This window comes from Amaricoccus solimangrovi (assembly GCF_006385685.1).
GTDB classification, from domain to species: Bacteria; Pseudomonadota; Alphaproteobacteria; order Rhodobacterales; family Rhodobacteraceae; genus Amaricoccus; species Amaricoccus solimangrovi.
The window spans coordinates 1-25,906 of record NZ_VFRP01000006.1; the positions used below are offsets into that span (position 1 = coordinate 1).

Here is a 25,906-nt window from a genome sequence, read left to right on the forward strand (position 1 = left end):
TCGGAGACCGGCCGGTTCTTCATGCGCGTGAGCTTCGTCTCCGAGGAGAAGGCCGATCTCGCCTCGCTGCGCGAGGGGTTCGACGCGGTGGCGGAGCCCTTCGGGATGACCTGGGCGATCCATGACGAGAGCGACCGGATGAAGGTCATCATCATGGTTTCGCGCTTCGGCCACTGCCTGAACGACCTGCTCTACCGCTGGCGGATCGGCGCGCTGCCGATCGACATCGTCGCGGTGATCTCGAACCACCTCGATTATCAGAAGGTCGTCGTGAACCATGACATCCCCTTCCACTACATCAAGGTGACGAAGGAGAACAAACCGGAGGCCGAGGCGCGCCAGATGGCGATCGTGCGCGAGACCGGCGCCGAACTCATCGTGCTCGCGCGCTACATGCAGGTGCTCTCGGACGCGATGTGCAGCGAGATGTCGGGCCGGATCATCAACATCCACCACTCCTTCCTGCCGAGCTTCAAGGGCGCGAACCCCTACAAGCAGGCGTTCGAGCGTGGCGTGAAGCTCATCGGCGCGACCTCGCACTACGTCACCGCCGACCTCGACGAGGGGCCGATCATCGAGCAGGACATCATCCGCGTCACCCACGCGCAGTCGCCCGACGACTACGTGAGCCTCGGCCGGGACGTGGAAAGCCAGGTGCTCGCCCGTGCGATTCACGCCCATATCCACCGCCGCTCCTTCCTGAACGGCAACAAGACCGTCGTCTTCCCGGCCTCGCCCGGCTCCTTCGCCTCCGAACGGATGGGCTGAGCGTCCCGCCCGCGAGAGGTCCCCACGGAAAGGGCCGGAGCATCGGATGCTCCGGCCCTTTCGCCTATCCGCGATGCCTTCTCGCGCCGCCTCAGCCCAGCAGGCGGCTGTTCGCGGGATCGTAGACCGAATCCGCGCCCACGCGCGCCGCGTAGGTCTCGGTCAGCACGCTCACCTGCACCGCGTCGCCGGGCGAGAGATCCGTCGCGCCGACCCAGGCCACGGCGAGCATTTTCCCCGAGCGCCAGCCCATGCCGCCCGAGGTCACGTACCCGATCAGCTCGCCGTTTCTCAGCACCGGCTCGGTTCCCCAGCAGGGCGGCGCCTCGGGCGCGATCTCGAGCGTGACGTAGCGCTTCGGCGGAACAACGCCGCGCAGCGCGTCCACCGCGGCCCGGCCGATGTAGTCCTTCCCGCGCGAACAGAAGCGCTCCAGCCCCGCCGCCGACGGCGTGACCTCGGCGGTCAGCTCCGCGCCCCAGCCGCGGTAGCCCTTCTCGATGCGCAGCATGCCGAGGGCCCGGGTGCCCAGCAGCACCATGCCGTGATCGGACCCGGCCGCGACGAGAGCGTCGAACAGCGGCTTCTGCCGGACCATCGGGCAATGCAGTTCCCAGCCGAGTTCGCCGGAGAAGCTGACGCGGATCGCCCGGCAGCGCGCGCTCCCGATCTCGACCACTTTCGAAGTCATGAGCGGGAAGTCGTCGAACGCCCCGTCGGACAGCCGGTTGAGGAGCGCGCGGCTGTTCGGCCCCGCCACGCCGAGCACCGCCGTGGCGTCGGTGACGTTCTCGATTGTCACCTCGAAGCCCGCGGCGTGGCTGTCGAGCCAGCGCTGGCAGATCAGCACGCCCGTGGTCGCGCAGACGAGATAGAAGCTGTTGTCGGCCTCCTTCGTGATGGTGACGTCGGCGATGATGCCCCCACGCTCGTTGAGCAGGAGCGACAGCGCGACCTTGCCCGCGGCCCCGGGCACCTTGGCCGAGCCCACGCGGTCGAGGAAGGCGGCCGCGTCGCGCCCCCGGACGCGCAGCTTGCCATAGCTCGACATCTCGCTCAGCCCGCACCCCTCGGCCATCGCCTTGGCCTCGCGGCCCACGTGCTCCCACCAGTTCGGGCGGTGGAAACTCGGCTCGTCCTTCGGGGCGACGCCTTCGGGCGCGTACCACAGCGGTCGCTCCCAGCCGAACGCCTGCCCCATCACCGCGCCCCGGGCCAGCAGGTCGGTATGGATCGGCGTGACCTTCTGGTCGCGGCCGCTCGCGCGCTCGAGCTGCGGATAGATGATCTCGTAGCGGATCGGGAAGATCTCGTAGGTGCGTTCGCGGGCGAACTCGCGGGTCGTCCAGTCGCCGTAACGGGCGACGTCGATGAAGTGAAGATCACGCTCGGGCTCGCCCTCGAGGATCCACTGCGACATCGCCAGCCCGATGCCGCCCCCCTGCGCGATGCCGCCCAGAAAGCCGCAGGCGACGAAGAAACCCGGCACGCCGGGCATCGGGCCGATCATCGGACGGCCGTCCGGCGCGAAGCTGATCGCGCCGTTCACGATCCGCCGGATGCCGGCCGTCTCGAGCGAGGGAATCCGGTCGTAGATCGCGCCCAGCACGTCGGACAGTCGGTCGATGTCGTTCTCGAACAGCTCCTGACCGAAGCTCCAGGGCGCACGGCCGTGGCCCCAGGCACGGCGACAGTCCCGCTCCCACGGCCCGAGCAGCAGGCCCTTGCCTTCCTGACGCAGGTAGTACTGGCTGTCGGTATCGCGGATCATCGGCAGCTCGCAGTCGAGCGCGGCGACTTCGGGCATCGCCTCGGTGACGAGATAATGATGCTCCATGTTGGTGATCGGCAGCGTCGTCCCGACCATCTCCGCGACCTCGCGCGCCCAGAAGCCCGCGCAGTTCACCAGGATCTCGCATTCGAAGACCGCGTCGCCCGCGGTCAGCCGCCAGTGACCGGACGGCAGCCGGGTGATGCCGTCGACCTGCGTCCCACGCCGGATGCGCCCCCCGTACTTGCGCGCGCCGGCTGCCAGACCCATGGTCACCGAATAGGGATCGACGTAGCCTTCCTCGGGATCCCACGCGCCACCGACGAGGCCATCCGTATTCATCAGCGGGTATTTCGCCTTGATCTCGCCCGGCGTCACCAGTTCATATTCGAGACCGAGCGCGCGGAACTTGCCCGCGAGGTGCCGGAATTCCTCCATCCGCTCCCGCGTCTGTGCCAGGAAGAAGCCACCCACGACATGCGATCCGACCTCCTGCCCGACTTCTTCCGCGAGTCCGTCGTAGAGCCTGAGCGAATAGGCCTGCAGCGCCGAGAGATTGGCATAGGCGCTTTGCGTATGGACATTTCCCGCCGCGTGCCAGGTCGCGCCGGCCGTCAGCTCGCGCCGCTCCAGCAGCAGCGCGTCCTTCTCGCCCGCCTTCGCGAGGTGGTAGAGCGTCGATACGCCGACGATGCCGCCGCCGATGATGATGATCCTGGCATGCTCAGTCATGGGATGTCTTGTCGTGCTCCGGTCGCGGCCCGGTGTCCCCGCCCGATGGGAGACTCGATCCAGCCGCCGCGCGGCATGACCCTGACTCCATGCGTTTCCCAAGTAAACGCTCTTTGTAACATTTGTTTCTATGGACCATGATGGGCGACAGCGACACCGCGTTGAACGACAAGATCCGCGCACGGGCCGACGAGCTCACACCGGGCATGCGCCGGGTTGCCGAATGGATCTCGCGCAATCAGGAGGAGGTCGCGTTGCGCTCGCTCCGCCAGCTCGCGCAGCGCATCGGGGTCAGTCCGCCTACCATCACCCGACTGACGCGGGTGCTTGGATACGCCAGCTTCGACGAACTCCAGCAGGATTGCAGGAAACTGCTCCGCTCGAGGAGCCGCTACGCCGCGCAGGCCGATCGGCTTCGCCACGGAACGCCGGACAATGCCGCGCCGGCGGGACTGCTCAACGCGGCGACGCGGTCGGCGATCGACGGCCTCGCCGACATGGCCCGGATTACCCCCGACGCGGCGCTCGAAACCGCCGCGCGGCGCCTTCTCGCCGCCCGGAGCGTCTGGTTCGTCGGCTCGATGAGCTCGGGCGCGGTCGCCCGCTACGGCGCCTACATCGCATCGCTCGCCTTTCCGAACTGGCACGAGGCGGACCTCGATTCGATGGCAAGCCTCGCGACGCTCGGGCCCGAGGACATGGTCTTCGCCATCGCCATCTCGCCATACGCCGCCAGGACCATCACCGCGCTCGAGATCGCCCGGGCGCGGGGGGCCGGCGTCATCGGAATTTCGGACAGCCCGCTGTCGCCGGTCTCGGAAATTTCCGAACAACATTTCCTGGTCGCCACGGACACACCGGGCTTCTTCTCGAGCTATGTGCAGCCGTTCCTCCTGGTCGAGACGCTGATCGCGCTTGCGATCTCGCGCTCGGGTTCCTCCGTGGGTGATCGGATCGCGGCGGTCGAAACCGCCCTGCGGGCAAGCGGGCTCTACTGGAACCGCCCGGGCTCCTCGCAGCCGAGAGCGCCGGACTAGGCGCGCCGGGTTCGCAAACTGACCAGTGGCTGAGCCTTGCGCCCAAGAAGCAGGCAGACGGGTCACGGCGGGCTGAAACAGATGTAAAAAAACTCGCTCCTCTCAGGTTTCATCTGTTCCAAAGACTTCGCGGATCGGTAACGATCGTTCCAGACCCGACTCACACTGGACGATTCGATGACCGCCTCGAGTTCGTTGCACCAGACGCTTGGACAGAAGCTCCCGGATCTCAGCCCGACCCTGCGGCGGGCGGCGGGGTTCGTGATGAAGCGTCCCGAAGAGGTCGCGACCTATTCCCTGCGCCATGTCGCCCGCCAGGCCGAGTTGCCGCCGCAGACCTTTTCCCGCCTCGCGCGCGCCATCGGCTGCGAGACCTACGACGAGCTGCGCGAGATGTGCCGCGCCGAGTTCCGGCTGCGCTCCGCGCGCTTCGCGGACCGCGTGCTCGGCTTCCTCGAAGGCGGCGATGACACGCAGGCCGCGCGGCCCGGGACGCGGGAGCCGCTCCTCGTTAGGCACGCGGCGGCGACGATCTCGAACATACAGAGCCTTCTGGAATCCGTCGATCTGGAGCGGCTCGAGGCCACGGCCGAGCAGCTCGCCCGCGCGCGGCGGGTGGCCCTGCTGGGATCGCTCAGCTCGGCGGTGATCGCGGATTACCTGGGCTACGTCTGCGGCATGGCGCTGCCGAACTGGACGGTGCTGGGCCGCGGAGGTCCGCTTTCCGGCCAGATCATCGATCTCGGTCCGGAAGACGCGGCGATCGTGCTGGGCTTCGAACCTTTCGCCCGACGCACGATCCGGGGCGCCCGGCTGATCGCGGAGCAGGGCGCGCGGCTCGTCTGCGTCACCGACAGCCACTCCTCGCCGCTGACGGAGGTCGCGGGCGAGGTCTTCTGGGTGCGGACGGCGAGCCCGCAGTTCTTCCCCTCGCAGGCCGCCGTCATGGTGCTGGTCGAAACCCTGATCGGCCTCGTCGTGCGCCGCGCCGGAGCGCGCGCCCAGGAGCGGCTCGCGCGGATCGACCTCACCAACGCCACGCTTCACGAGCACTGGAGCGACGAGATCGACCGACCCGACTGATCCCGCCCGCTCGCGCGCCCCGCTGGATGGCCCGAGGGGCGCGACGCGGGCTTGCAGGACGAAACGCCGAACCACTGCCAATCCCCCACGCAAAGGAAGGATCCGACGAATGACCGTGAACCACACGCAGCGCTGGCTCAGGAACGGCGCGCTCGCGTTCGGCCTCGCCGCGCTGACCGCGCTGCCGGCCGCCGCCGATACCCTTGACGACATCATCGCCAACGGCAAGCTCGTGGCTGGCGTCAAGACCGACTACGCCCCCTGGGGGATGCGGGATGCCAACGGCGAGATCGTCGGCATGGAAATCGACATGATCAACGATTTCGCAAAGCGCATCGGCGAGCAGGCCGGCAAGGAGATCGAGGTCGAACTCGTGCCTGTCGTGGCCTCGAACCGGATGCAGTTCCTCGAGCAGGGGCGCATCGACGTGATGATTGCCACGATGAACGACCTGCCGGAGCGCCGGAAGATCATCGGCATCGTGCAGCCCGACTACTATTCCTCGGGCGTCGCCATCCTCGCCCGCGAGGGAAGCGGCATCGACGGCTGGGACAGCCTCGAAGGAAAGAAGATCTGCGCGATCCAGGGCAGCTGGTACGTCAAGGACTACGGCCTGAAGAACGGCGCCGACATGGTGGTCTTCCCCGGTGTTCCGGAGGTCGAGAGCGCGATCCTGGAAGGCCGCTGCGACGGCTGGCTCTACGACGACTCGGCCTTCGTGCCGCGCAAGGTGAACGAGCCGGAGAAATGGGCGGATTACGAGATTGCGACGCCGGTGGTGGCCGACGCGCCGTGGGGGGCCGCCGTCCGCCTCGATGATCGCGATGCCCCTCTGGGCAAGGCGCTCTCGGCGGCGATCATCGACTGGCACACTTCCGGCTATCTGGTCGAACTCGAGTCCAAGTGGAACATCCCGGCGACCGCCTGGCTGGCGAAGATGCATGAAGCCTGCCTCGCCGGCGAGCCGATCTGCGACGATGTGCTCGACGAGGGCGAATAGGCCTCTCTCGCGGGGCGCGCGCCTCTCCCGGGAGGCCGCCCCATCCCACAGGCACCGCGGCTCCCGGGGGGCAGCTCATGCAATCCGTCGAAGACTTCTTCCTCTGGCTCTACGAGGCGCACGGCATCAACCTCACGATCTTCTCCGACTCGTGGGACCGCGCCCGCTTTCTCGCCGGCATCCTGACCACCATCGAGCTTTCGGTCGTCTGCATCGTGCTGAGCGTGGTCATCGGCATCGTCGGCGTCTGGCTGCAAGGCACCCGCGCGCGCGCGCCGCGGATGGCCGTCGCCGCCTACATCGCGTTCTTCCGGGGCACGCCGCCGCTCGTGCAGATGTACTTCTTCTACTTCGCCGTCGATCGCGCCCTGTCGTCGCTCCTGGGCGTGAGCGGCGGACTGGTGTCGAACTTCGGCTGGGCGGTGATCTCGCTGTCCTTCTTCGCGGGAGCCTTCAACGTCGAGATCTTCCGCGCGGGCATGAGCTCCGTGCCGGGCGCGACCATCGAGGCGGCGGAAGCGCTCGCCTACACACGCTTCCAGATCTACCGCCACGTCACGCTTCCCCTGGCGCTGAGGGCGAGCCTGCCGGCGCTGAACTCGAACCTCGTCAACCTCGTCAAGACGACGACCGTCGCCTACGCGATCGCCGTCCCCGAGACGCTCTACGTCGCCAACCAGATCTGGTCGGACGAGTACAACGTCGTCGAGATGATGAACGTGGTCTGGGTCACCTACCTGATCCTCGTCGGGATCCTGGTCTGGATGATGCACGCCTGGGAGAAGAACATGCGCATTCCCGGATACGGAGCGGCGCGATGATCCGCTCCTCCCATCGCGCGGCCGCGAGGAATGGCACCGATCTGCCGGTCATGCTGCCATTCCGGCTCCCGGACCGCGGCGGGCCGGGTGTCTCCGACTGGGCGGCGCTCGCGGGCGACCGGCGGCTGGCGCCGCTGCTGGCCGGGGTGCTGGCGATCTGGCTCGTGACGGACGCGGCCCTCGCGCAGATGCAGGGCGACGCCGATCAGACCGCGTTCCAGACCCTGGTCAAATGGACCCCGATGATGTTCAGCGGCCCCGAGGGGGTCCTCGGCGGCTTCCTCCTCAACATCGTCGTCAGCTTCGGCGCGATGGCGATCGGCACGGTGCTGGGCCTCTGGGTCGGCCTCGGCCAGGTGTCGCGCATCGGCCTCGTGCGCGGGGCGAGCCGGCTCGTCACGCAGATCTTCCGCAACTCGCCCTGGCTGGTCCTGCTGTTCTACGTCATGCTGCTGATGCCCTACAGGGCGCAGGTCTTCGGCCACCCGCTGGTGCTCGAGGGCTGGTGGAAGGCCACGCTCGCGCTGTCGTTGCCAATCATGGCCAACATCTCGGACATCGTGCGGGGCGCGATCGCCTCCGTCCCGACCGGCCAGTGGGAAAGCGCCGAGAGCCTCGCCTTCAGCCGCCGCCAGACGATCTGGCGCATCATCCTGCCGCAATGCATCACCCGGATGATCCCGCCCTGGATGAACTGGTACTGCATCCTGACGCTGTCGACGCCGCTGATCTCGATCCTCGGCATCTCGGACGCGATGACGCTGACGCAGGACGCGCTCGCCGCCGAGAACCGCAGCGAATTCCTCATCCCGCTCTACCTTTGGCTGATGAGCTGGTTCTTCCTCTACATCTACCCGATCGCCCTCTTTACGCGCCGGCTCGAGCGTCGTTTCGCGACCAGGCTCTGAGCGGCGGAAGAAAGGATGCTTCAATGACCTGGACACCGGACAAGCCCATCGTGTCGCTCAGGAACGTGCGCAAGAGCTTCGGAGATTTCGAGGTCCTCAAGGGCATCAGCTTCGACGTCATGAAGGGCGAGGTGATCTGCATCATCGGTCCCTCGGGCTCCGGCAAGTCGACGCTGATCCGCTGCATCAACGCGCTCAACGATATCCAGGAGGGCTCCATCACCCTCGAGGGCCAGGAGGTCCATGATCCGAAGCTCGACAAGCTCGCGCTCAGGCGCAAGGTCGGCATGGTCTTCCAGCAGTACAACCTCTTTCCCCACAAGACCGCGCTGCAGAACGTGATGATGGCGCCGGTCCTGGTGCTGAGGCAGGACAAGGCGGAGGTGGAGAAGCGCGCCCGGTCGCTGATGGCCAAGGTGCGGCTTTCGGGCAAGGAAGACAGCTATCCCGGCGAACTGTCGGGCGGCCAGCAGCAGCGCGTGGCGATCGCGCGGTCGCTCGCCATGAACCCGGACGTGATGCTCTTCGACGAGGTCACCGCCGCGCTCGACCCCGAGACGGTGAAGGAGGTGCTGGTCACGATCAAGGCGCTGGCGGAGGAGGGCATGACCTGCATCCTCGTCACCCACGAGATGGGCTTCGCGCGCGAGGTCGCCGACCATATATATTTCACCGACCGCGGCGTGGTCGTCGAACATGGTCCGCCCGCCGAGTTCTTCGCCAACCCCAAGGACCCGCGCACGCGCGAGTTCCTGGATCAGGTGCTGTGACGCCCGGCGCCGGACAGCCGGGCGGCTCAGCCGAGCGCGAGCGGCAGGCCCGCGTAATCCTCCAGCCGGTCGGCCAGGAACGGGTAGACCTCGCGCGCCTCCGCGAGCGCCGCGCGCGTCAGGGTGAAGGTCCGGAACGTCTCCTCGGCTCCGAGGTTCTCCGGCGGCGCGGTCTCGTCCACCCAGGGGGCGCAGAACATCGAGGCGCCGAAGTCCGCGCCCGCGCGGTTGAGGCTCAGCATGTAGACCTGGTTCTCCAGCGCGCGGGTCACGACGAAATCGTGCCAGCTGTAGAACGACAGGTCGTGCGCGTAGGCGCCGCAATGCAGCAGCAGGTCGACCCCCTGGTCGACGCAGAGCACGCGGCTGAGTTCGGGGATGCGGATGTCGTAGCAGATGATCGGCGCGACGCGGAACCCCGCGACCTCCACCACGACCAGCGTCTCGCCGCGCACGAAGAACTCCTTCTCCATCGAGGCGCCGAACTGCGCGGTGTGGATCTTGGCATAGGCGCCGCGCCGCGCGCCGTCGGGGCCGACGACGACCTGCGTGATCCGGTCTCCGCCCGGCCCCCGGATCGCGGCGCCGTAGACGATGGTCACGCCGTGGCGTCGCGCCACCCCGGACCAGGTGGCGAAGCTCGGGCCGTCGAGCGGCTCGGCCAGTTCGTCGAGCCGCTCGAACGCCTCGCGCGAGTATTCGATGCTCGAAAGCTCGGGCAGGACCACGAGGTCGATGGGCTCCGGAGCCTCGGCGAGCCGGCGCGACACCTCGGCCGCGCAGCGCGCGAGGTGGCGGCCCCGGGCGGCCGCGTCGCGCGTCTCGGGAACCGCGACCTGGCAGGCGAGCAGGCGCAGGGTGGGGCGGCCATCGTCTGAGGAGCCAGCGGTCTTGTCAGTTTTCATCCCAGTACTCGCCGAAGTTCTTCCTGAAGGTCTCGATGCGTTCGATGTTCGCCACGACCTCCGGTCCGCCGCGCGCGACCAGCAGTCCGACGATCACTTCCAGCGCCAGCGCCGTCGCGACGATGGAGTCGAAATACTGGGGGCTCTCGGTGGAGGCGAGCACGATGGTGTCGGACCGCTCGGCGAGGGGCGAGAGCCTTGTGTTGGTCAGGCCGATGACATGCGCGCCCCGCGCCCGCGCCGCGTCGGCGAGCACGATGGTCATGCGCGCGCAGGGCGGCGTCGAGATCGCCAGCAGCACATCGCTCGGCCCCATGTCGACCGCGAGGTCGGACATCTGGTTCGGGCGCGCCTCGAGCAGCCGCCAGTTCGGAAAGGCCATTCCCGCTATGTAATGGCCGTACATGGCAAGCGCGAAGGACCCCTGCATCCCGGCGACATAGACCATGCGCGCCCGGCTCAGCCTGTCGGCGACCTCGCTCAGCAGCGTCGCGTCGAGGTCGCGGAACAGCCGGTCGATGTTGGCCAGCGACTCGCGCCTGAAGCTCTCGGTCAGATGGGCGGCGCCGCGCGCGCTGCCTTCGCGCTGCAGATCCTCGGCGAGTTCGGGGTACCACTGCGCCTGGCTCTGGAAATGGGCGCGGAAGACGTCCCGGAAGGCCTCGTAGGTGTCGAAGCCCGCGGCTTGCGCCAGGCGTGGCAGCGTCGGCGGCGGCACGCCCGCCTCGGCCGCGACCTTGCGCATCGACAGGGTCGCCACGCTGCCCGGCTGGTTCAGGACATGGCCGCAGATCTTCTGAAGCTGCGGACTGAGCGTCGGCCGCAGCTGCGCCATCCGGTCGAGAATTCCGCGAAAATTTTCAGGCTCATTCAAGATCGCCTCCCCCGCCGGCGCTCCGAACGGAACCGGCCGCCCCCGTTGTGGAGCCTGCGCCACTCAAGCACAATGGATCATTTGATCCAATAGTAAATTTTCTCTGGACCGTATGGACCAAATGCGCCTATGCATGTGTCCGGGTCCAGGCGAACCGCGACGACACCCGGCGCCCCCTGCGGAGGTTATTCATGACGAACGAGAATTCGACGAATCACCGCGCGATCGACGCCGCGCTTCGCGATCTGGGCGCCGGCCGGATGAATCGCCGCGCCTTCGTGGGGCGGGCGCTGGCGCTCGGCCTCGCCCTGCCGGCGACGACCGCGCTGATGAGCGGTCAGGCCCGGGCCACGCCCACGCGCGGCGGCACCTTCCGCGTCGGCATGGCCGACGGAGCCTCGACCGACAACTGGGATCCGGCGGTCACCAACACGCGGTACATGATCCACATGAACCACGTGAACCGGAACATGCTGACCACGATCCGGTCCGACAACACGCTCGGCCCGGAACTGGCGAAGAGCTGGCAGGCGACCCCCGACGCGAAGACCTGGACCTTCGATCTGGTCGAGGGCGTGACCTTCCACTCGGGCAAGTCGATGACCTCCGAGGACGTGATCGCGACGATCAACTACCATCGCGACCCCAAGTCCGAGTCCGCCGTCGCCTCGCTGCTGGAGCAGATCGCCGACATCAAGGCCGACGGGCCGAACCGCGTGATCTTCACGCTCTCGGGCGGCAACGCCGACTTCCCGTACCTGATGACCGACTACCACCTGTGCATCCTGCCCTCGGACGGCGCGGGCGGCGTGGTGATCTCCGAGGACGGCACCGGCGCCTACATGGTCGTCTCGCACCAGCCGGGCGTGCGGACGGAGCTGGTGCGCAACCCGAACTACTGGAAGCAGGACGCCGCGTATTTCGACGGCGTCGTCTTCACCTCGATCAACGACGCGACCGCCCGGCAGAGCGCGCTGATGACCGGCAGCGTCGACGCGGTGGACGAGGTCAGCGTCAACACCGTCTCGCTCCTGAGCCGCGCGCCCGGGATCCTCATCGACACCGCCGACACCGCATCCTACGTTTCCATGCCGATGCGGATGAACGTGGCGCCCTTCGACAACGCCGACGTGCGCATGGCGCTGAAGCTCGGACTGCCGCGCCAGCAGATCATCGACACGGTCCTGGGCGGCTACGGCGTGATCGGCAACGACCACCCGGTCGCGCCCACGATGCCCTTCCACGCCGACCTGGAGCAGCGCCCCTACGACCCCGAGCAGGCGCGCTTCCATCTGAAACGGGCGGGGTTCGACCGGCTCTCGGTCGACTTCCACTGCTCGGACGCGCCCTTCGCCGGCGGGGTCGACGCGGCGGTGCTCTACCAGCAGGCGCTTGTCGACGCCGGGATCGACCTCAACATCGTGCGCGAGCCGACCGACGGCTACTGGTCGAACGTCTGGAACGTGAAGCCGTTCACCCTCGGCCAGTGGGGCGCGCGCCCGACGCCGGACATGATCCTGTCGCTGGTCTACCAGAGCGGGGCTCCCTGGAACGAATCCATGTTCAGCGACGGGCGCTTCGACCGGATCCTGGTCGAGGCGCGCGCCGAGCTCGACAACGCCAGGCGCGCCGACATGTACGCCGAACTGCAGCGGATCGTGCGCGACGAGGCCGGCACCCCGGTGCCCTTCTTCAAGAAATACGTCTTCGCCCGGCGCGACACGGTGATGCACGGCGACGCGCTCACCGGCACCTGGCCGCTCGACGGCTACCACGCCGTCGAGCGCTGGTGGTTCGCCTGATCGCAAACGACGGCCAGGGCGGGCCACCGCGCGCCCCGGCGACGTCCGTCCCTCCTTCGGCCACCCGTCATCCCCTTCCGCTTCGAGGATCGCGCATGCCAAGCCAGACCGCCGGGGTCCGCCGGGGTGACCGACATCCGCTCGCGCGTCTGGTCGTTCGACGCCTCGCGCTATCCATCGCGCTGCTCTTCGCGGTGTCGATCCTGATCTTCGGCGGGCTCGAGGCGATGCCCGGCGATTTCGCGACGACCTATCTCGGCCAGTCGGCGACCCCCGCGGCCGTGGCGAACCTGCGCGCCCAGCTCGGTCTCGACCAGCCGGCGGCGACGCGGTACCTGGACTGGATGGCCGGAGCGCTCCGGGGCGATTTCGGCACCTCCTGGGCCAGCCGCGGCCCGGTCAGCGAGCAGATCGGCCAGCGGCTGTCGAATTCGCTGTTCCTGGCCGGAGTGGCCGCGGCGATCTCGGTGCCGCTGGCCATCCTCCTCGGCGTCGTCTCGGTGCGGTTCCGCGACCGCGCCCCGGACCGGATCATCAATCTCGCCTCGCTGGCCGCGATCTCGCTGCCCGAATTCTTCGTGGGTTATCTGCTGATCCTGTTCTTCGCGATCAGGCTCAATCTCGCCACCTTCCCCGCCACGGTGCATGAGGGGATGGGCCTGCTCGAGCGGCTGCGGGTCGTCGCGCTGCCGGTGACCGGGCTCGTGTTCGTGGTGCTCGCGCACATGATGCGGATGACCCGCGCCGCGCTGATCTCGGTCATGTCCTCGCCCTACGTGGAGACGGCCGAGCTGAAGGGCCTGTCGGCGCTGCGCATCATCCTGCGCCACGCGGCGCCGAACGCCGTGGCGCCGATCGTCAACGTGATCGCGCTCAACCTCGCCTATCTCGTGGTCGGCGTCGTCGTGATCGAGGTGGTCTTCGTCTATCCCGGGATGGGCCAGTACATGGTCGACGCGGTGACGGTGCGCGACATGCCGGTGGTGCAGGCCTGCGGTCTGATCTTCGCCGCGATCTACATCTTCCTCAACATGCTGGCCGACATCATCGCGATCGTGGCCAACCCCAGGCTGAGGCACCCCCGATGAGGCTGCGAGCGATCCCCGCCGGCGCCTGGATCGGCCTCGCCGGCATCGCCGCGGTCGCGATCTGCGCGATCTTCGCGCCGCTGATCGCGCCCTACACCGACCGCCAGATCGTCGGCGGCGTCTGGGAGCCGGCGAGCGCGCGGTTCCTGCTCGGCACCGACAATCTCGGGCGCGACCTGCTGTCCCGGATGATCTACGGCGCGCGCGTCACGCTCGCCGTCGCGCTGGCGGCGACGATCCTGTCCTTCGGCCTCGGCATCCTGCTCGGCTTCGCCGCCGCGGTGTCGGGCGGACTGATCGACGCGGTGCTCTCGCGCGGGAACGACCTGATGATGTCGATCCCCACGCTGATCTTCGCGCTGGTGGCCCTGGCGATCCTGCCGAAGAACCTGTTCGTGCTGGTCCTGGTCATGGCGGTGCTCGACTCGACCCGGGTGTTCCGCATCGGCCGCGCCGTGGCGCTGGATGTCGCGGTGATGGATTTCGTCGAGGCGGCGCGTCTGCGCGGCGAGGGGCCGCTCTGGATCATATTCCGCGAGATCCTGCCCAACACGCTCTCGCCGCTCCTGTCCGAGTTCGGCCTGCGCTTCGCCTTCGCGATCCTGTTCCTGTCGACGCTGTCGTTCCTCGGCCTCGGGATCCAGCCACCGGCCGCGGACTGGGGCGGCATGGTCAAGGACAACAAGGACGGCATCATCTTCGGGATCTCGGCCGCGCTGGTACCCGGCGCCGCGATCGCGGCGCTGGTGATCTGCGTCAACCTGGTGGTCGACTGGCTTCTCAGACGCACCTCCAGCCTGAAGGGGGGGCGCGGCGATGGCTGAGCTTCTGTCGGTCCGCGATCTCAGGATCGGCGCGATCAGCCATCCGCCCGGCGAGCCTCCGCGCGAGGTGACGCTGGTCGAGGGCGTGTCCTTCGACCTCGCCCGCGGCAAGGTCCTGGGGCTGATCGGGGAATCGGGCGCCGGCAAGTCGACGATCGGCCTCGCGACCCTCGCCCATGGGCGCGGCGGCGTTCGCATCACCGGCGGACAGGTGCTGCTCGACGGCACGGACATCCTGTCGCTGGGCCGGCGCGACGTGAACCGGCTGCGCGGCGCGCGGGTGTGCTACGTGGCCCAGTCCGCCGCAGCCGCCTTCAATCCGGCGCACCGGCTCATCGACCAGGTGATCGAGGCCACGCTGCTGCGCGGGCTGATGAGCCGCGAAGCCGCGCGCGCCCGGGCCGTGCATCTCTTCGACATCCTCGGCCTGCCGGATCCCGCGAGTTTCGGAGACCGCTTCCCTCACCAGGTCTCGGGCGGGCAGCTGCAGCGGGCGATGACGGCGATGGCGCTCTGCCCGAACCCCGCGCTGATCGTCTTCGACGAGCCGACCACGGCGCTCGATGTCACCACCCAGCTCGACGTGCTGGCCGCGATCAAGCACGCGATCGAGGTGACGGGCACCGCCGCGATCTACATCACCCACGACCTCGCCGTGGTGGCGCAGGTCGCCGATGACATCATGGTGCTGCGCCATGGCCGCGTGGTCGAGTACGGACCCGCCCGCCAGATCATCGACGCGCCCGGGAAGGACTACACCCGCGCGCTGGTCAGCGCGCAGCGGACCACGCGGGCGGAAGCCGCCGACCAGTCCGGCGCCGTTCTCGAGATCGACGGGGTGAGCGCCGGCTATGGCGGCGGCGCCAACGTGCTCGAGGGCGTGAGCCTGCGTCTGCCGAAGGGACAGACGCTGGCGATCGTGGGCGAGTCCGGCTCGGGCAAGTCGACGCTGGCCCGGGTGATCACCGGGCTCCTGCCGCCCGCCACGGGCCGCGTGCTGTTCGAGGGCGCGCCGCTGCCGCCCTCTGCGGCCCGGCGCGACCGCGACCAGCTGCGGCGGATCCAGCTGATCTACCAGATGGCCGACACCGCGCTCAATCCGCGCCAGACCGTGCGCGAGCTGATCGGGCGGCCGCTCGGCTTCTACTTCGGCCTGCGCGGCGCGGCGAAGACCGCGCGCGTGACGCAACTGCTCGAGCAGATCGAGATGGGGCGGGGATTCCTAGACCGCTATCCGGCGGAACTCTCCGGCGGCCAGAAGCAGCGGGTCGCCATCGCACGCGCGCTGGCGGCGGAGCCCGAGATCATCCTGTGCGACGAGCCCACCTCGGCCCTCGATCCGCTGGTGGCGGAGGGCATCCTGCGTCTGCTGGCGCGGCTGCGGCGGGAGACGGGAGTATCCTACCTGTTCATCACGCATGACCTTGGCATCGTGCGCGCCTTCGCCGATTCCGTGGCGATCATGCATCGGGGAAAGGTCGTCCGCGCCGGCCGCAAATCCGCCGCGCTCTCCCCGCCCTTCGACGCCTACACCGCCAGGCTTCTCGCCTGCGTGCCGGAGATGCGGCTGGGTTGGCTGGAGGAGACGCTGGCCATGCGAAAGGATCCGGATCAATAGGCATCCCCCTCCGGTCGCCGTCCGTCCGTCCGCCCCGGCGCTGCATGGCCAGCCCGAAGCGAAAAACCGCCGCCTCCTGCCCCGCCTCGTAATGCCCGGTAAGTCCGGATTATCAGACATTACGTGCCCCTCGCTTCCTCCCAGCCGCCCGCGGGAGGCGTGGCGTACCTTCCGGGGAATCTCCCCCGGGAGAGGCAGGAGCTGCGTTCTCATCTTCGATCCGATGGCGCTGACATCGCACGGAACGGCGCACCCCCACCAACGCCAGGTTTCGCGGCGAAACCGGTCCCGCTCTCAGGGCGCCGGGCCAAAGAGATCAATGATCCGCTGCATCGCGCGTTCCACCAAGTCCGCGTCGGCGCCCGCGCCTTCGAAACGGATCAGGTGACCGGCGTCATCCCGCTCATGCCGGATCACCACTCCGTTCGCGAGTTCCCGTCCCTCGCGCGGCCCCTGCCCTCCTCCGGACGCCGCGGCCCGCTTCCTGGGGCGTCCGCCTCGCGCGGCGAGCCGCGAGCCCGCGTCCGCCTCCTCGATCACCCGAGCGATCGCCTCCCATTCACTGGCCGCGTCCACCCCCCGCCCCTCGGCGAGCGCCGCCCGCAGCCGCTCCTCGAAGCCGAGCCGCAGCGCGTTCGCGAGCCGGAGCCCCGCCTTTTCGGTCAGCGCCTGCGGGAAGGAGAGCATGTCTCCGAGTTCCTCGTGGACCAGGGCAAAGGAGCGGATCTTGGAACGCTTCGCCTTCGACGCCGAGGCGAAGAGACGCGCCACCGCCTCGTCGAGATCGGCGAAGCGCCCCTGCCCGACCGCGAGCGCGGCCACGCGGCCACGCTCGTAATGGCTGAGGCCCGCGCGGATCTCGTTTTCCTCCACCATCGCGGCGACCGCCTCCGCGGCATCCGCGGGCTCCCGGATCAGCGCCGCGATCGTCGCATCGGGACCATAGAGCTCACGCATCGCCGTCACCCGGCGCAGGCCCGAGATCAGGCCGTAGCCCTGACCGGCCTTAGGCGTCGCCAGCTCGAACAGTTCCACCGGAAGCCGGAGGCCGTTGGAGCGGATCGAAATCTTGAGCTCGTCGAGTTCCTCCCGGTCCAGTGCCATCCGGTCCCGGGTCAGTTCGTCGACGACGATCTCCGAGACGCGAACCCGCGCGATCACCCGGCCCTCGGCTTCGGCCGCGCGCAGAGCCTCCGCGTCGGCGCGGTCGCGCGCCGCCTCGACCCGCGCCTCCGACGGCAAGGGATCGGCGGCGGCGGCGGCTTCGGCCGCGACCTGCGCGATCGGTGGCACGGCGAAGGGATTGCTCGCCGGTTTCGTCGCGAAACCCTGCTCGAGCGCGATCAACTCCTCGGGGCTCGGCCCCTCAACCCGCTTTCTGCGCGCCATGCCGCTCCTCCTTCTCCGCCCGCAGCATTTGCTGGTCGCGCCACCAGCAGCCGATCAGCAGTTCCTTGAATTCGGCGTAGGTCCGGTCGAACGCTTCCCGGCCGCGGGTATAGGTCTCGCGGTTGAAGTCGCGGTAGTCGGCCTCGTAGATGCCGTTCACCTGCTCGCCCGCCTGGCCGACGAGCGCGGTGAATTCCTGCCGGTGGCTCGACATCAGGTCGCCGAAGTAGGCCTGGATCACGTTGGCGAGGTCGCCCTGCTGGTTCGCGTCGTAGCGCGTCAGCAGCGCGCGAACCACATCCCATTCGAACCGCACCTCCTCCAGCCCGGCGGCGCGGCGCGCCGCGTTTTCGCCCGCCTCGATCGAGGCGAAGGTGGAATAGAGCATGTCGAAGAAACGCCCGGTCGAATCAAACTCGAGGAAGGACGCGCCGAGCGGCACCAGCAGGATGTCGGCCGCGGCGAGCGCGTTGATGGTCAGGTAGCCGAGCGCGGGTGGCGTATCGAGGATCACCACGTCGTAGGTATCAAGCAACCCTTCGTCGTTCAGGAAATTCGACAGCCCGTCCCAGAGCGGCCAGCCGCGCGCCTGCATGCGCCAGACGGGGATCTGGAACTCAGCCCAGTAGAGGTTGAGCTGCGCGCCGATCAGGTCGATGTTGGGCCAGTGGGTGGTCTGGATCACGTCGCGGGCGGTGCGCGTGCGCGCCTCAGAGAGCGTCTCGTCGAGAGGGAGGGGGGGCTGACCGCGCGCGGCCCGGACCCTGTTCTCGTCGTCGAGATAGCGCACGTAATCCTTGGCGATCAGCGGGAAGACCGTCATCCATTCGTCCGGAACCTCGCCACCCAGGATCGAGGTCATCGAGCCTTGGCTGTCGAGGTCGATCACCAGCACGCGGTAGCCGTCGAGCGCCGCCGCCATCGCGAGATGCGCCGCCGTCGATGTCTTGCCGACGCCCCCCTTGAAATTGGCAACCGCCGTGATCTTGGCGCTCACCCCCTTCGGCCGATAGGGACGATACTGTTTCGTCGCGAGACCCTCGTCCGCGAGATGCGCGCGAAGTCGGAGAACTTCCTCGAGCGTGAACCACTTCGTGCCACCCGAGCCTTCGCCCTGAGGCAGGTCCGGGTTCTGCCGCAGTACCCTGCGGAAATGCGCGGGAGCGACGGGGAGCAAATAACGGCAGACCTCCCAGGTGGAGAATTTTCGCAGCCGCTTCTTGCCGTCGGGTGCGTACCCCTTTTTCGCCAGATCCTGTCGGCCGCGCGCGGCAAAGGCCGCGGCTTTGGCGAATCGGGTCGTATCGATGCTGTCGCCAAGCCGCGTCGCGGCTCGTTCTGGATCGAGATTGAAATAGGGTGGGGGAGGGGGTGCCGGTTCCGGCTTGCGGGTCATGCTCGAACTTTCCCTAGTTGTTACAGGAAACGCCTGCGGCCTCCTCAGCCTTATCGCACAGCGCGAACGCCGAGGGAATTATATCGTAAGGCGCGCGGCGCATGACGCTGGTTTCGCAGCGAAACCAGCCGTTCAAGCGTCATGTAGGGTGGTGGGGAGTGAACTCTAAAGTTCAGGAATCTTTAGAGAGTTTAGAGTCTTTGCGCTCGGGATTCGGTGTAAAATCAATCCGTTGAGGGGCAATGGGTATCCATGGACAGGAGCAGCGGGCCCCGTCTACGGGATGACCGGGACCCGTGGACGGGAGGGTAAGTACCCGTTGCCGGTGGATGGGGCACCGATTCGCAGGAGCGGGCCATCAAGGCTATTTTTGCTGAGAAAATGCCCCCGTCGAACCCTCGACGCCGGAAATTGGGGTGGTATCACCGCGAAAGGAACCCGTATTCGGGAACGCGTTCGGACGGGAAGGGGGCAAAGGAACCTGTATACGGGAGCGTCCATCAAGAGGATTTCGCCGGAAGGAGGCCCCCGAGGTACCTGCGCGGACCTGGTTCCCGGGTGCTTGCGGAGCCTCGGTGGTTCTGTCACGCTCCCTCCAAAAGAGAGCAGGCGCGCATGGGCACGACGATGGACATCCAGCGGGACAGGCTGACCGGGCCGTTGCGGCGGAGCGCGGTCAAGAAGAACGTGGCGGCGATCCATGTCTCCGGAAAGCTCACGCTGCTGCAGCGCAAGCTCTCGAACGTGCTGCTCCTCAATGCCTATGACGATCTGCTGTCGAAGCCGTCGCACCGGATCGACGCACGGGCGCTCTGCCTGATGATCGGCTACAATTCGAACGACACGGAAACGCTGAAGACGGCCCTGCGTGGTCTGGCGGAAACGGTCGCCGAATGGGACATGCTCGACGAGCGCGGGCGGCAGGAGTGGGGCGTCTCGGCGCTGCTCTCCTATGCGAAGCTGAAGGAGGGCGTCTGCGAATACGCCTATTCCCCGGCGCTCGCGGAGAAGCTGCACGATCCCAAGGTTTTCGCGCTGATCAATCTCAACATCCAGCGCCGCTTCACCTCCGGCCATGCGCTGGCGCTCTACGAGAACTGCTACCGTTTCGTCAGGACCGGATCCACCGGCTGGTGGGAGATCGCATTGTTCCGGCGGCTGATGGGCGTGGACGGCTCCGCCTATTACGAGACGTTCAAGCATCTCAACGCGAAGATCATCAAGCCCTCGGTCGCCGAGATCAACCGCGGCTCCAACATCATCGTCGCGCCCGAGTTCCGCCGGAGGGGCAGGGCGGTCGAGGAGATCCGGTTCCGCATCCGCGAGAACCCGCAACTCGCGATGTTCGAGATCGACGACGGCGAGGCGGTGCGCGGCGGCGCGGTCTATGCGCGGCTGATCGGGCTCGGCGTCGGCGACCGGCTGGCGCGGCAGTGGATCGCCGAGCATGGAGAGGGGCAGGTGGCGGAGAAGCTCGCCTACGTTGAAGGGCAGGGGAGCGTGCGCAGCCCGCTGCGCTATCTCTCCGCCGCGCTGCGCGATGGTTTCGGGCCCGCGCCTGCGACGGAGGCGGCGCCGGAGCGGCTGACGCGCGATCCGAAGGAGCAACGGCTGGAAGCAGGCGAGGACCGCGTGGCGGAGCGGGAGCGGGGCCAGCGCGCGGCGCGGCTCCGGCGTGTGCGCGACGCGGCCGCCGCCCGCACACCGACGCGGCGCGACGCCGATCGCAAGCTCTTCGCCGCCGGCCTCCGCGACGCGCTCGACGCCGAGCATTTCCGCGAGCACGGCTGGAATTCCGCGCTCAACGCGCGCGCGATCCTCGCCTTCTGGGAGGAACTCGAGCCCGGGATCTTCGACGGGCTCGACTGATGCCTCCCAAGGCGCGGGCGGCCCTGTAGGTCAGTTCGAGCCCTGGCACGCGGGCCCGCTCTCCTTCGAAGGGCGGGCTTTCCTGTCGGGGGGCATCGGATTAAAGAGGCGCCGGAAAACGCTGTCCGCCACCGCGGCTCGGGAATTCCGGAGGTGAACGGGTTGCAGATGGGCGGAGAGGCCGCGTGGACGATCCAGCTCGACGACCTCGGCTATGAGGTCGCGGGTCGCGCGGTCCTGTCCGGCGTCACGCTGCGCTCCTCGAGCCGCCACATCGGCATCGTCGGGCGCAACGGCTCGGGCAAGAGCACGCTGGCGCGGCTCCTGGCCGGGCTTCTGGCGCCGAGCAGCGGGCGCATCCGCGTCGCCGGAATCGATCTCTTCCGCGACCGCCGCGCGGCGCTGCGCACGGTCGGCATCCTCTTCCAGAACCCCGAGCACCAGATCATCTTTCCCCGCGTCGGCGAGGAGATCGCCTTCGGCTTGCGCCAGCAGGGACGGAGCAGGGCCGAGGCGGAGGAGGGCTGCGGGGCCGTCCTGCGGTCCTTCGACAAGGCGCACTGGAAGGACGCGCCGATCTCGGCCCTATCGCAGGGGCAGAAGCATCTGGTCTGCATGATGGCGGTGCTCGCCATGCGCCCGCGCCTGCTGATCCTCGACGAGCCCTACGCGGGCCTCGACATTCCGACGCGGCGCCAGCTCGGCCGCTATCTGCGGCGGGCCGACACGCGGCTCCTGCACATCTCGCACGAACCCGGCGATCTCGCGGAGTGCGACGAGCTGTTCTGGCTGGACCGCGGGCGGATCGTCGCGCGGGGAGAGGCCGCGCATCTGCTGCCCGAGTTCAGGGCCGAGATGATCCGGCTGGGGGATCTCGATGATATCGCTGACTTCGCCGATTGAGACCCGCGCGCACCGCTGGCCGGCGGGATGGAAGCTCGGCGCGCTCTGCCTCGCCTCGACCGGGCTGTTCCTGACCGACAGCCTCGCCGTCCATCTCGTGGCGCTGCTCCTCGCGCTCGCGCTCTACGCCGCGCCGGGACGGATCTTCCTCCGCGCTGGCCTGCGCGGATTGCGCGTGGCGCTGCCCTTCGCCGCCGTGCTCATCGTCTGGCACGCGGCGACGGGAGACCTGCGCGCCGGGGTGCTCATCACGCTGCGCATGGTCACGCTGATCGCGCTCGCCAATCTGGTGACGATGACCACCGGTCTCGAGGATCTGGTCGAGCTCGTCCGCCGCCTGACCGCGCCGCTGCGCCGGCTCGGCCTGCCCACCTATCCGCTGGAAACCGCGATCCCCCTGGTGATCCGCTTCACCCCCGTCCTGGTCGCCCATGCCGAGACGCTGGCGCTGGCGTGGCGCGCCCGGTCCCGCCACCGCCCCGGCTGGCGGCTGGTCCTGCCTCTCACCCTTCGCGCGCTGGACGACGCCGACCGCGTCGGTGAAGCTTTGCGCGCCCGGGGCGGCCCGATTGGCATTTCGCAACAGGAGTAACCGCATGGAACACAACATAGCCCGGATCGCCCTCTTCGCCGCGATGATCGCGGCGCTCGGGCTGGTCCCGCAGATCACGCTCGGCTTCGGCGTGCCGATCACCGCGCAGTCGCTCGGCGTCATGCTGGCCGGCGCGGTGCTCGGCGCCCGCCGGGGCGCGGCGGCGGTCGGCCTCTTCATCCTGCTCGTCGCCCTCGGCCTGCCACTTCTCGCGGGCGGGCGTGGCGGGCTCGGCGTCTTCGTCTCGCCGACGGCGGGCTTCGCGCTCGGCTTCCCGGTCGCGGCCTTCGCCACCGGGCTCTTCGTCGAGCGCGTCCGGCTGCCGCTCGCGGGGCTGAGGGCGGGGCTCGGCGCCGTCTTCGGCGGGATCGTGGTCCTCTACCTGCTCGGCGCGGCGGGGCTCGCGCTCGTCACGGGCAAGAGCCTCGGCGAGGCGTTCGCGCTGGTCGCAGTCTTCATCCCGGGCGACCTGCTGAAGGCGGCGATCACCGGGATGCTGGTGCAGGCGCTGTCGAAGGTGCGGCCGGAGACGCTCGCTTGGCACCGGGGCGTCGCGGGCGCGGGCGACCGGCGCCTGTGAGCGACGCGACGCGGCGCGCCTTCGCGCCCGCCCGGCCCGGCGCGGTGATCGAGAGCGGCGGGCGCGACCGGAACGCGCCCGCCCTTCGGGCACTGCTCGACTGCCTCGCCCGCGGCCTGCCGATCCATGCGAGCCAAGCCGGCATTCGCGCCGCCGGCCCGGAGCCGGCGCCGGTCCTCTGCTGCCAGAGTTCCGGCTCCGGGGGGCGGGTCAAGACGATCCGGCGGAGCCATGGATCTTGGATCGCGAGTTTCGAAGTCAACCGGGCCACGTTCGGGCTCTCCGCCCGCGACTGCTACGGCGTGCTGGGCGAACTGGGGCATTCCCTGTCGCTCTACGCCACGCTCGAGGCGCTGCAACTCGGGGCGCGCGTCGCCGTGCTCGCCGGCGACGGCCCGCGGAGCCAGATCGCGCGGCTGGCCGCGGCGCGCGTCAGTGTCCTTTATGCCACGCCGACGCAACTGCGGCGGCTCCTGCTCGCGGCGGGGGAGGCGAGGCTGCCCGCGGTCACCCATGTCTTCTCCGGTGGCGGCAAGCTCGACGCCGCCTGCCGCGCGGGGGTGGCCGCGCTCTGTCCCGGCGCGGTGGTCCGGGAGTTCTACGGCGCCTCGGAAACGAGCTTCATCACGATCGCGGACGCCGCCACGCCGGTGGGCTCGGTCGGGCGGGCCTATCCGGAGGTGAGCATCCGCCTCGGCGCGGGGGGACGCGTCTTCGTCGCGAGCCCCTATCTCTTCGACGGCTACGCCGAAGCCGACCTGCCCTCGCCGCCTCGGGAGGATGGCCATCTCGGCACCGGCGACATCGGTATGCTCGACGCGGCGGGCCATCTCTTCCTGCGCGGACGCGAGAGCCGGATGGTCACCGTCGCCGACCGCACGCTGTTCCTCGAGGATATCGAGGCCGCGCTGACGGCCGCGGGCGCGGGCGTCTGCGCCGCCGTCGCGGTCCCGGACGCGCTGCGCGGCCAGGCCGTCGTCGCCATCGTCGAGGGCGGGGAGGACGCGGCGCGCGCCGCGCTGCTCGGCCGCGCCTGCCGCGACGCCCTGGGCGAGCATGCCGGGCCGCGCCGCGTGCTCTTCCTGCCGCGCCTTCCGGCGCTCGCCTCCGGCAAGCCGGATCTCGCGGCGCTCGCGCGCATGGTCGGCCCCGCGCCATGACCGGCCCCGTCATCGTCGGCGCCCGCCGACTCGCCGTCGTCCCGCGCGGCGGCGGCTTCCGGCTGCTTGAAATTCACCAGCTGGCCGCGCCGGTCATCGCCGCGCTGCTCGAAGACGCGGGGCTGGGGCGCGAGGCCGTCGACGAGGTGATCCTCGCCAACGCGCTCGGGGGCGGCGGCAATCCGGCGCGGCTGGCGGCGCTGGCGGCGGGTCTGCCGGAGCGGGTAGGGGGGCTCTCGGTCGACCGGCAATGCGTCGGGGGCATGGACGCCATCCTGCTCGCCGACGCGTTGATCCGCGCCGGGAGGCATGAGGTGATCGCCGCGGGCGGCGCCGAGAGCTACTCCCGCCGGCCCTCGCGCCTGCGTACCGATCCCGGCGGGGGGGAAGCCGTTCCCTACGACCAGCCGCCGTTCACTCCCTGGCCCGACCGCGATCCGGGAATGGCCGAGGCTGCCGGGGCGCTGGCGGAAAGGCTCGGCATCTCCCGCGAGGAGCAGGACGCATGGGCGATCGCCAGCCATGCGCGCGCTCTGGCGGCCGCGCCGCGGTTGCCGGCGGAGATCGTGCCCCTGTCCGGGATCGAAGCCGATCCCTTCGCCCGCCGGATCACGGCGCGCATCTGCGCCCGCGCGCCGGTCCTCGCGGGCGGTGTGACCACCGCCAACACCGCCGTCGCCGCCGATGGCGCGGCCTTCTGTCTCCTGGTCTCGGACCGGATCGCCCGGCGCCTGTCCACGCCGAGGCTGCGCGTCCTGGCGGGTGCGACGCTGGGCGCCGATCCCGCGCTGCCGGGCCTCGCCCCGGTCCCCGCCATCCGCGCGGTGCTGGAGGAGACCGGGCTGGAACCCGCGGTCTTCGCGGCGGTCGAGCTCATGGAGGCCTTCGCGGTCCAGGCCATCGCCTGCGCCCGGCTGGCCGGCCTGCCGGCGGCGCGCGTCAACCGGGGCGGGGGCGCCCTCGCGCGGGGTCATCCGATCGGCGCCTCCGGCGCGATCAACCTGACGCGGCTGGTCCATGAACTCGGCCCGGGCGAGAGCGGGCTCGCCGCCATCGCCGCGGCGGGCGGGCTCGGCACCGCCGTCGCGCTCGAACGGCTGGCCTGAGCCGGGACGCTAGAAGCCGCGAAAGCTGGCGTAGGCCGGCAGATCCTCGCGCTCGGTGCGCACGGCGTTTTCCGCCGCCCCGGGATCGGGCCAGCCGAGCGCGACGCCGCAGACGACCATCTCCTCCTCGGGCAGGTCGAGGAAACGATGCACCGTCGGCGCGTAATTGGCGAGCGCGCCGATGCCGGTCGCGCCAAGCCCGCGCGCCTCCGCCGCCAGCAGGAGCGCCATCAGGCTCATCCCGAGGTCCATGAAGCAGCCCTTGCCCATGTTCCGGTCGATCGTCACGACGATGCCCACCGGGGCGCCGAAGAAGGCGTAGTTGCGCCGGAACTGCCGCCGCCGCCCCTCCACGTCGCGCCGCCCGATCCCGAGCGCGCGGTAGAGCGCGTAGCCCGCCGCCCGCTGTCGTGCCCTGAGCGGCGCGGGCATCGGCTCGGGAAAATAGGAATATTCCGCCGTCTCGGGCAGTCCCTCGGCCAGCGCGGCGTCGAGCCGCGCGACGAGATCGCCAAGCGGCGCGCCGGTCAGCACATGAAAGGTACCCGGCTGGAGATTGGCCCCGCTCGGCGCCATCCGGGCCAGGCGGAGGATCTCCTCGATCGACTCGCGCGCGACGGGCCGGTCGAGATAGGCCCGGACCGAGCGCCTGCGCCGCATCAGCGAACCGAAATCGTCCCGCATTCCCCGCCTCGCGGATCCCAGATTGAAGGTCTGCCTAACGGTGGCATGCCGGGGAGGTCAAGCCGGCTCCGGCCGCACGCCGTCCGGTTGAAATGCCGGAAGCCGTTTCTTTCTTGAGGTATCGCAAGACGCTTTTGGAGCGTGCCGAAGACGCGGGCACGAATTCGCCGTTGTCACGGCCGCGCCGAGCATGCCACAACTTTTGCGAACGTTTTCGGGAAAGAGG

The 25,906-nt window shown here is 69.2% G+C and carries 23 protein-coding genes; 17 read left to right on the forward strand and 6 right to left on the reverse strand.

Translation table 11 applies throughout. The annotated features are described in order from the left end of the window. The coding region (gene purU, locus FJM51_RS07850) for a formyltetrahydrofolate deformylase (RefSeq protein WP_140453583.1) at positions 1-768 on the forward strand (768 nt) is incomplete at its 5' end. 91 nt (positions 769-859) lie between these two features. Here purU and FJM51_RS07855 read toward each other — a convergent pair. After that, positions 860-3,271: a GcvT family protein gene (locus FJM51_RS07855; protein ID WP_140453584.1), complete on the reverse strand. Its 2,412-nt coding sequence runs from the start codon at positions 3,269-3,271 to the stop codon at positions 860-862. Positions 3,272-3,411: 140 nt separating this feature from the next. Between FJM51_RS07855 and FJM51_RS07860 the strand changes: the two genes are divergently transcribed. The 6 genes from FJM51_RS07860 to FJM51_RS07885 all read left to right on the forward strand — a co-directional run bounded on the left by FJM51_RS07860 (position 3,412) and on the right by FJM51_RS07885 (position 8,890). Beyond that, entirely contained in the window at positions 3,412-4,308 is an 897-nt protein-coding gene (locus FJM51_RS07860) for a MurR/RpiR family transcriptional regulator (RefSeq protein WP_181164482.1), read from the forward strand. A 264-nt stretch (positions 4,309-4,572) separates the two neighbouring features. After that, the gene (locus FJM51_RS07865) at positions 4,573-5,391 is read left to right on the forward strand and encodes a MurR/RpiR family transcriptional regulator (protein WP_181164483.1); all 819 of its coding nucleotides are present in this window, start codon (positions 4,573-4,575) and stop codon (positions 5,389-5,391) included. A 109-nt stretch (positions 5,392-5,500) separates the two neighbouring features. Beyond that, positions 5,501-6,391 carry a transporter substrate-binding domain-containing protein gene (locus FJM51_RS07870; RefSeq protein WP_140453587.1) on the forward strand — a complete coding sequence of 297 codons (891 nt, stop codon included), beginning with the start codon at positions 5,501-5,503 and terminating at the stop codon, positions 6,389-6,391. A 77-nt stretch (positions 6,392-6,468) separates the two neighbouring features. Beyond that, a complete protein-coding gene (locus FJM51_RS07875) occupies positions 6,469-7,212 on the forward strand; it encodes an amino acid ABC transporter permease (RefSeq protein WP_140453588.1) in 744 nt (247 codons plus the stop codon). Continuing rightward, positions 7,209-8,120: an amino acid ABC transporter permease gene (locus FJM51_RS07880; protein ID WP_140453589.1), complete on the forward strand. Its 912-nt coding sequence runs from the start codon at positions 7,209-7,211 to the stop codon at positions 8,118-8,120. Before FJM51_RS07875 ends, FJM51_RS07880 begins: the two co-directional genes overlap by 4 nt. A gap of 23 nt (positions 8,121-8,143) precedes the next feature. After that, positions 8,144-8,890: an amino acid ABC transporter ATP-binding protein gene (locus tag FJM51_RS07885; RefSeq protein WP_140453590.1), complete on the forward strand. Its 747-nt coding sequence runs from the start codon at positions 8,144-8,146 to the stop codon at positions 8,888-8,890. Positions 8,891-8,916: 26 nt separating this feature from the next. Here FJM51_RS07885 and FJM51_RS07890 read toward each other — a convergent pair whose 3' ends face one another. Continuing rightward, positions 8,917-9,795, reverse strand: coding sequence for a carbon-nitrogen hydrolase family protein (locus FJM51_RS07890; protein WP_140453591.1), 879 nt, complete (start codon positions 9,793-9,795; stop codon positions 8,917-8,919). Continuing rightward, positions 9,785-10,669, reverse strand: coding sequence for a MurR/RpiR family transcriptional regulator (locus FJM51_RS07895; protein WP_140453592.1), 885 nt, complete (start codon positions 10,667-10,669; stop codon positions 9,785-9,787). The genes FJM51_RS07890 and FJM51_RS07895 overlap by 11 nt, the downstream gene beginning before the upstream one ends. 191 nt (positions 10,670-10,860) lie before the next feature. On the opposite strand from FJM51_RS07895, the gene FJM51_RS07900 reads away from it, so the two are divergent. From FJM51_RS07900 to FJM51_RS07915, 4 genes are all read left to right on the forward strand, one after another. Further along, positions 10,861-12,471, forward strand: a complete 1,611-nt coding sequence (locus FJM51_RS07900; RefSeq protein ID WP_140453593.1) for an ABC transporter substrate-binding protein — start codon at positions 10,861-10,863, stop codon at positions 12,469-12,471. Between the two features lie 95 nt (positions 12,472-12,566). Beyond that, a complete protein-coding gene (locus FJM51_RS07905) occupies positions 12,567-13,559 on the forward strand; it encodes an ABC transporter permease (RefSeq protein ID WP_140453594.1) in 993 nt (330 codons plus the stop codon). Continuing rightward, on the forward strand, positions 13,556-14,383 hold the full coding sequence (locus tag FJM51_RS07910; protein ID WP_140453595.1) for an ABC transporter permease: 828 nt from the start codon (positions 13,556-13,558) through the stop codon (positions 14,381-14,383). The genes FJM51_RS07905 and FJM51_RS07910 overlap by 4 nt, the downstream gene beginning before the upstream one ends. Beyond that, positions 14,376-16,001 carry an ABC transporter ATP-binding protein gene (locus FJM51_RS07915; RefSeq protein ID WP_140453596.1) on the forward strand — a complete coding sequence of 542 codons (1,626 nt, stop codon included), beginning with the start codon at positions 14,376-14,378 and terminating at the stop codon, positions 15,999-16,001. The genes FJM51_RS07910 and FJM51_RS07915 overlap by 8 nt, the downstream gene beginning before the upstream one ends. Positions 16,002-16,295: 294 nt before the next feature. On the opposite strand, the gene FJM51_RS07920 is transcribed toward FJM51_RS07915, so the two are convergent. After that, the gene (locus FJM51_RS07920; RefSeq protein ID WP_140453597.1) at positions 16,296-17,390 is read right to left on the reverse strand and encodes a ParB N-terminal domain-containing protein; all 1,095 of its coding nucleotides are present in this window, start codon (positions 17,388-17,390) and stop codon (positions 16,296-16,298) included. Next, positions 17,368-18,786 (reverse strand): AAA family ATPase, encoded by a 1,419-nt coding sequence (locus tag FJM51_RS07925; protein WP_140453598.1) that lies wholly within the window; start codon positions 18,784-18,786, stop codon positions 17,368-17,370. Before FJM51_RS07925 ends, FJM51_RS07920 begins: the two co-directional genes overlap by 23 nt. A gap of 615 nt (positions 18,787-19,401) precedes the next feature. Between FJM51_RS07925 and FJM51_RS07930 the strand changes: the two genes are divergently transcribed. The 6 genes from FJM51_RS07930 (at position 19,402) to FJM51_RS07955 (ending at position 24,996) form a co-directional block, all read left to right on the forward strand. Further along, positions 19,402-20,655, forward strand: a complete 1,254-nt coding sequence (locus tag FJM51_RS07930; protein ID WP_140453599.1) for a replication initiation protein — start codon at positions 19,402-19,404, stop codon at positions 20,653-20,655. A gap of 168 nt (positions 20,656-20,823) precedes the next feature. Further along, entirely contained in the window at positions 20,824-21,558 is a 735-nt protein-coding gene (locus FJM51_RS07935) for an energy-coupling factor ABC transporter ATP-binding protein (protein ID WP_140453743.1), read from the forward strand. After that, entirely contained in the window at positions 21,533-22,150 is a 618-nt protein-coding gene (locus FJM51_RS07940) for an energy-coupling factor transporter transmembrane component T family protein (RefSeq protein WP_140453600.1), read from the forward strand. Before FJM51_RS07935 ends, FJM51_RS07940 begins: the two co-directional genes overlap by 26 nt. Before the next feature lie 4 nt (positions 22,151-22,154). Continuing rightward, a complete protein-coding gene (locus tag FJM51_RS07945) occupies positions 22,155-22,730 on the forward strand; it encodes a biotin transporter BioY (RefSeq protein ID WP_140453601.1) in 576 nt (191 codons plus the stop codon). Next, complete coding sequence (locus tag FJM51_RS07950) at positions 22,727-23,890, forward strand: AMP-binding protein (protein WP_140453602.1); 1,164 nt, start codon at positions 22,727-22,729, stop codon at positions 23,888-23,890. The genes FJM51_RS07945 and FJM51_RS07950 overlap by 4 nt, the downstream gene beginning before the upstream one ends. Continuing rightward, positions 23,887-24,996 carry a thiolase family protein gene (locus FJM51_RS07955; protein ID WP_140453603.1) on the forward strand — a complete coding sequence of 370 codons (1,110 nt, stop codon included), beginning with the start codon at positions 23,887-23,889 and terminating at the stop codon, positions 24,994-24,996. The genes FJM51_RS07950 and FJM51_RS07955 overlap by 4 nt, the downstream gene beginning before the upstream one ends. Before the next feature lie 9 nt (positions 24,997-25,005). Here FJM51_RS07955 and FJM51_RS07960 read toward each other — a convergent pair whose 3' ends face one another. Continuing rightward, entirely contained in the window at positions 25,006-25,680 is a 675-nt protein-coding gene (locus FJM51_RS07960; RefSeq protein WP_140453604.1) for a nitroreductase, read from the reverse strand. Positions 25,681-25,906: the final 226 nt, after the last annotated feature.

Excerpts from the sequence above, each read along its gene's own strand:
- FJM51_RS07855 (WP_140453584.1), bottom strand. The coding sequence starts at position 3,271 with ATGACTGAGCATGCCAGGATCATCATCATCGGCGGCGGCATCGTCGGC.
- FJM51_RS07860 (WP_181164482.1), top strand. The coding sequence starts at position 3,412 with ATGGGCGACAGCGACACCGCGTTGAACGACAAGATCCGCGCACGGGCC.
- FJM51_RS07865 (WP_181164483.1), top strand. The coding sequence starts at position 4,573 with ATGAAGCGTCCCGAAGAGGTCGCGACCTATTCCCTGCGCCATGTCGCC.
- FJM51_RS07870 (WP_140453587.1), top strand. The coding sequence starts at position 5,501 with ATGACCGTGAACCACACGCAGCGCTGGCTCAGGAACGGCGCGCTCGCG.
- FJM51_RS07875 (WP_140453588.1), top strand. The coding sequence starts at position 6,469 with ATGCAATCCGTCGAAGACTTCTTCCTCTGGCTCTACGAGGCGCACGGC.
- FJM51_RS07880 (WP_140453589.1), top strand. The coding sequence starts at position 7,209 with ATGATCCGCTCCTCCCATCGCGCGGCCGCGAGGAATGGCACCGATCTG.
- FJM51_RS07885 (WP_140453590.1), top strand. The coding sequence starts at position 8,144 with ATGACCTGGACACCGGACAAGCCCATCGTGTCGCTCAGGAACGTGCGC.
- FJM51_RS07890 (WP_140453591.1), bottom strand. The coding sequence starts at position 9,795 with ATGAAAACTGACAAGACCGCTGGCTCCTCAGACGATGGCCGCCCCACC.
- FJM51_RS07900 (WP_140453593.1), top strand. The coding sequence starts at position 10,861 with ATGACGAACGAGAATTCGACGAATCACCGCGCGATCGACGCCGCGCTT.
- FJM51_RS07905 (WP_140453594.1), top strand. The coding sequence starts at position 12,567 with ATGCCAAGCCAGACCGCCGGGGTCCGCCGGGGTGACCGACATCCGCTC.
- FJM51_RS07910 (WP_140453595.1), top strand. The coding sequence starts at position 13,556 with ATGAGGCTGCGAGCGATCCCCGCCGGCGCCTGGATCGGCCTCGCCGGC.
- FJM51_RS07915 (WP_140453596.1), top strand. The coding sequence starts at position 14,376 with ATGGCTGAGCTTCTGTCGGTCCGCGATCTCAGGATCGGCGCGATCAGC.
- FJM51_RS07920 (WP_140453597.1), bottom strand. The coding sequence starts at position 17,390 with ATGGCGCGCAGAAAGCGGGTTGAGGGGCCGAGCCCCGAGGAGTTGATC.
- FJM51_RS07925 (WP_140453598.1), bottom strand. The coding sequence starts at position 18,786 with ATGACCCGCAAGCCGGAACCGGCACCCCCTCCCCCACCCTATTTCAAT.
- FJM51_RS07930 (WP_140453599.1), top strand. The coding sequence starts at position 19,402 with ATGGGCACGACGATGGACATCCAGCGGGACAGGCTGACCGGGCCGTTG.
- FJM51_RS07935 (WP_140453743.1), top strand. The coding sequence starts at position 20,824 with ATGGGCGGAGAGGCCGCGTGGACGATCCAGCTCGACGACCTCGGCTAT.
- FJM51_RS07940 (WP_140453600.1), top strand. The coding sequence starts at position 21,533 with ATGATATCGCTGACTTCGCCGATTGAGACCCGCGCGCACCGCTGGCCG.
- FJM51_RS07945 (WP_140453601.1), top strand. The coding sequence starts at position 22,155 with ATGGAACACAACATAGCCCGGATCGCCCTCTTCGCCGCGATGATCGCG.
- FJM51_RS07955 (WP_140453603.1), top strand. The coding sequence starts at position 23,887 with ATGACCGGCCCCGTCATCGTCGGCGCCCGCCGACTCGCCGTCGTCCCG.
- FJM51_RS07960 (WP_140453604.1), bottom strand. The coding sequence starts at position 25,680 with ATGCGGGACGATTTCGGTTCGCTGATGCGGCGCAGGCGCTCGGTCCGG.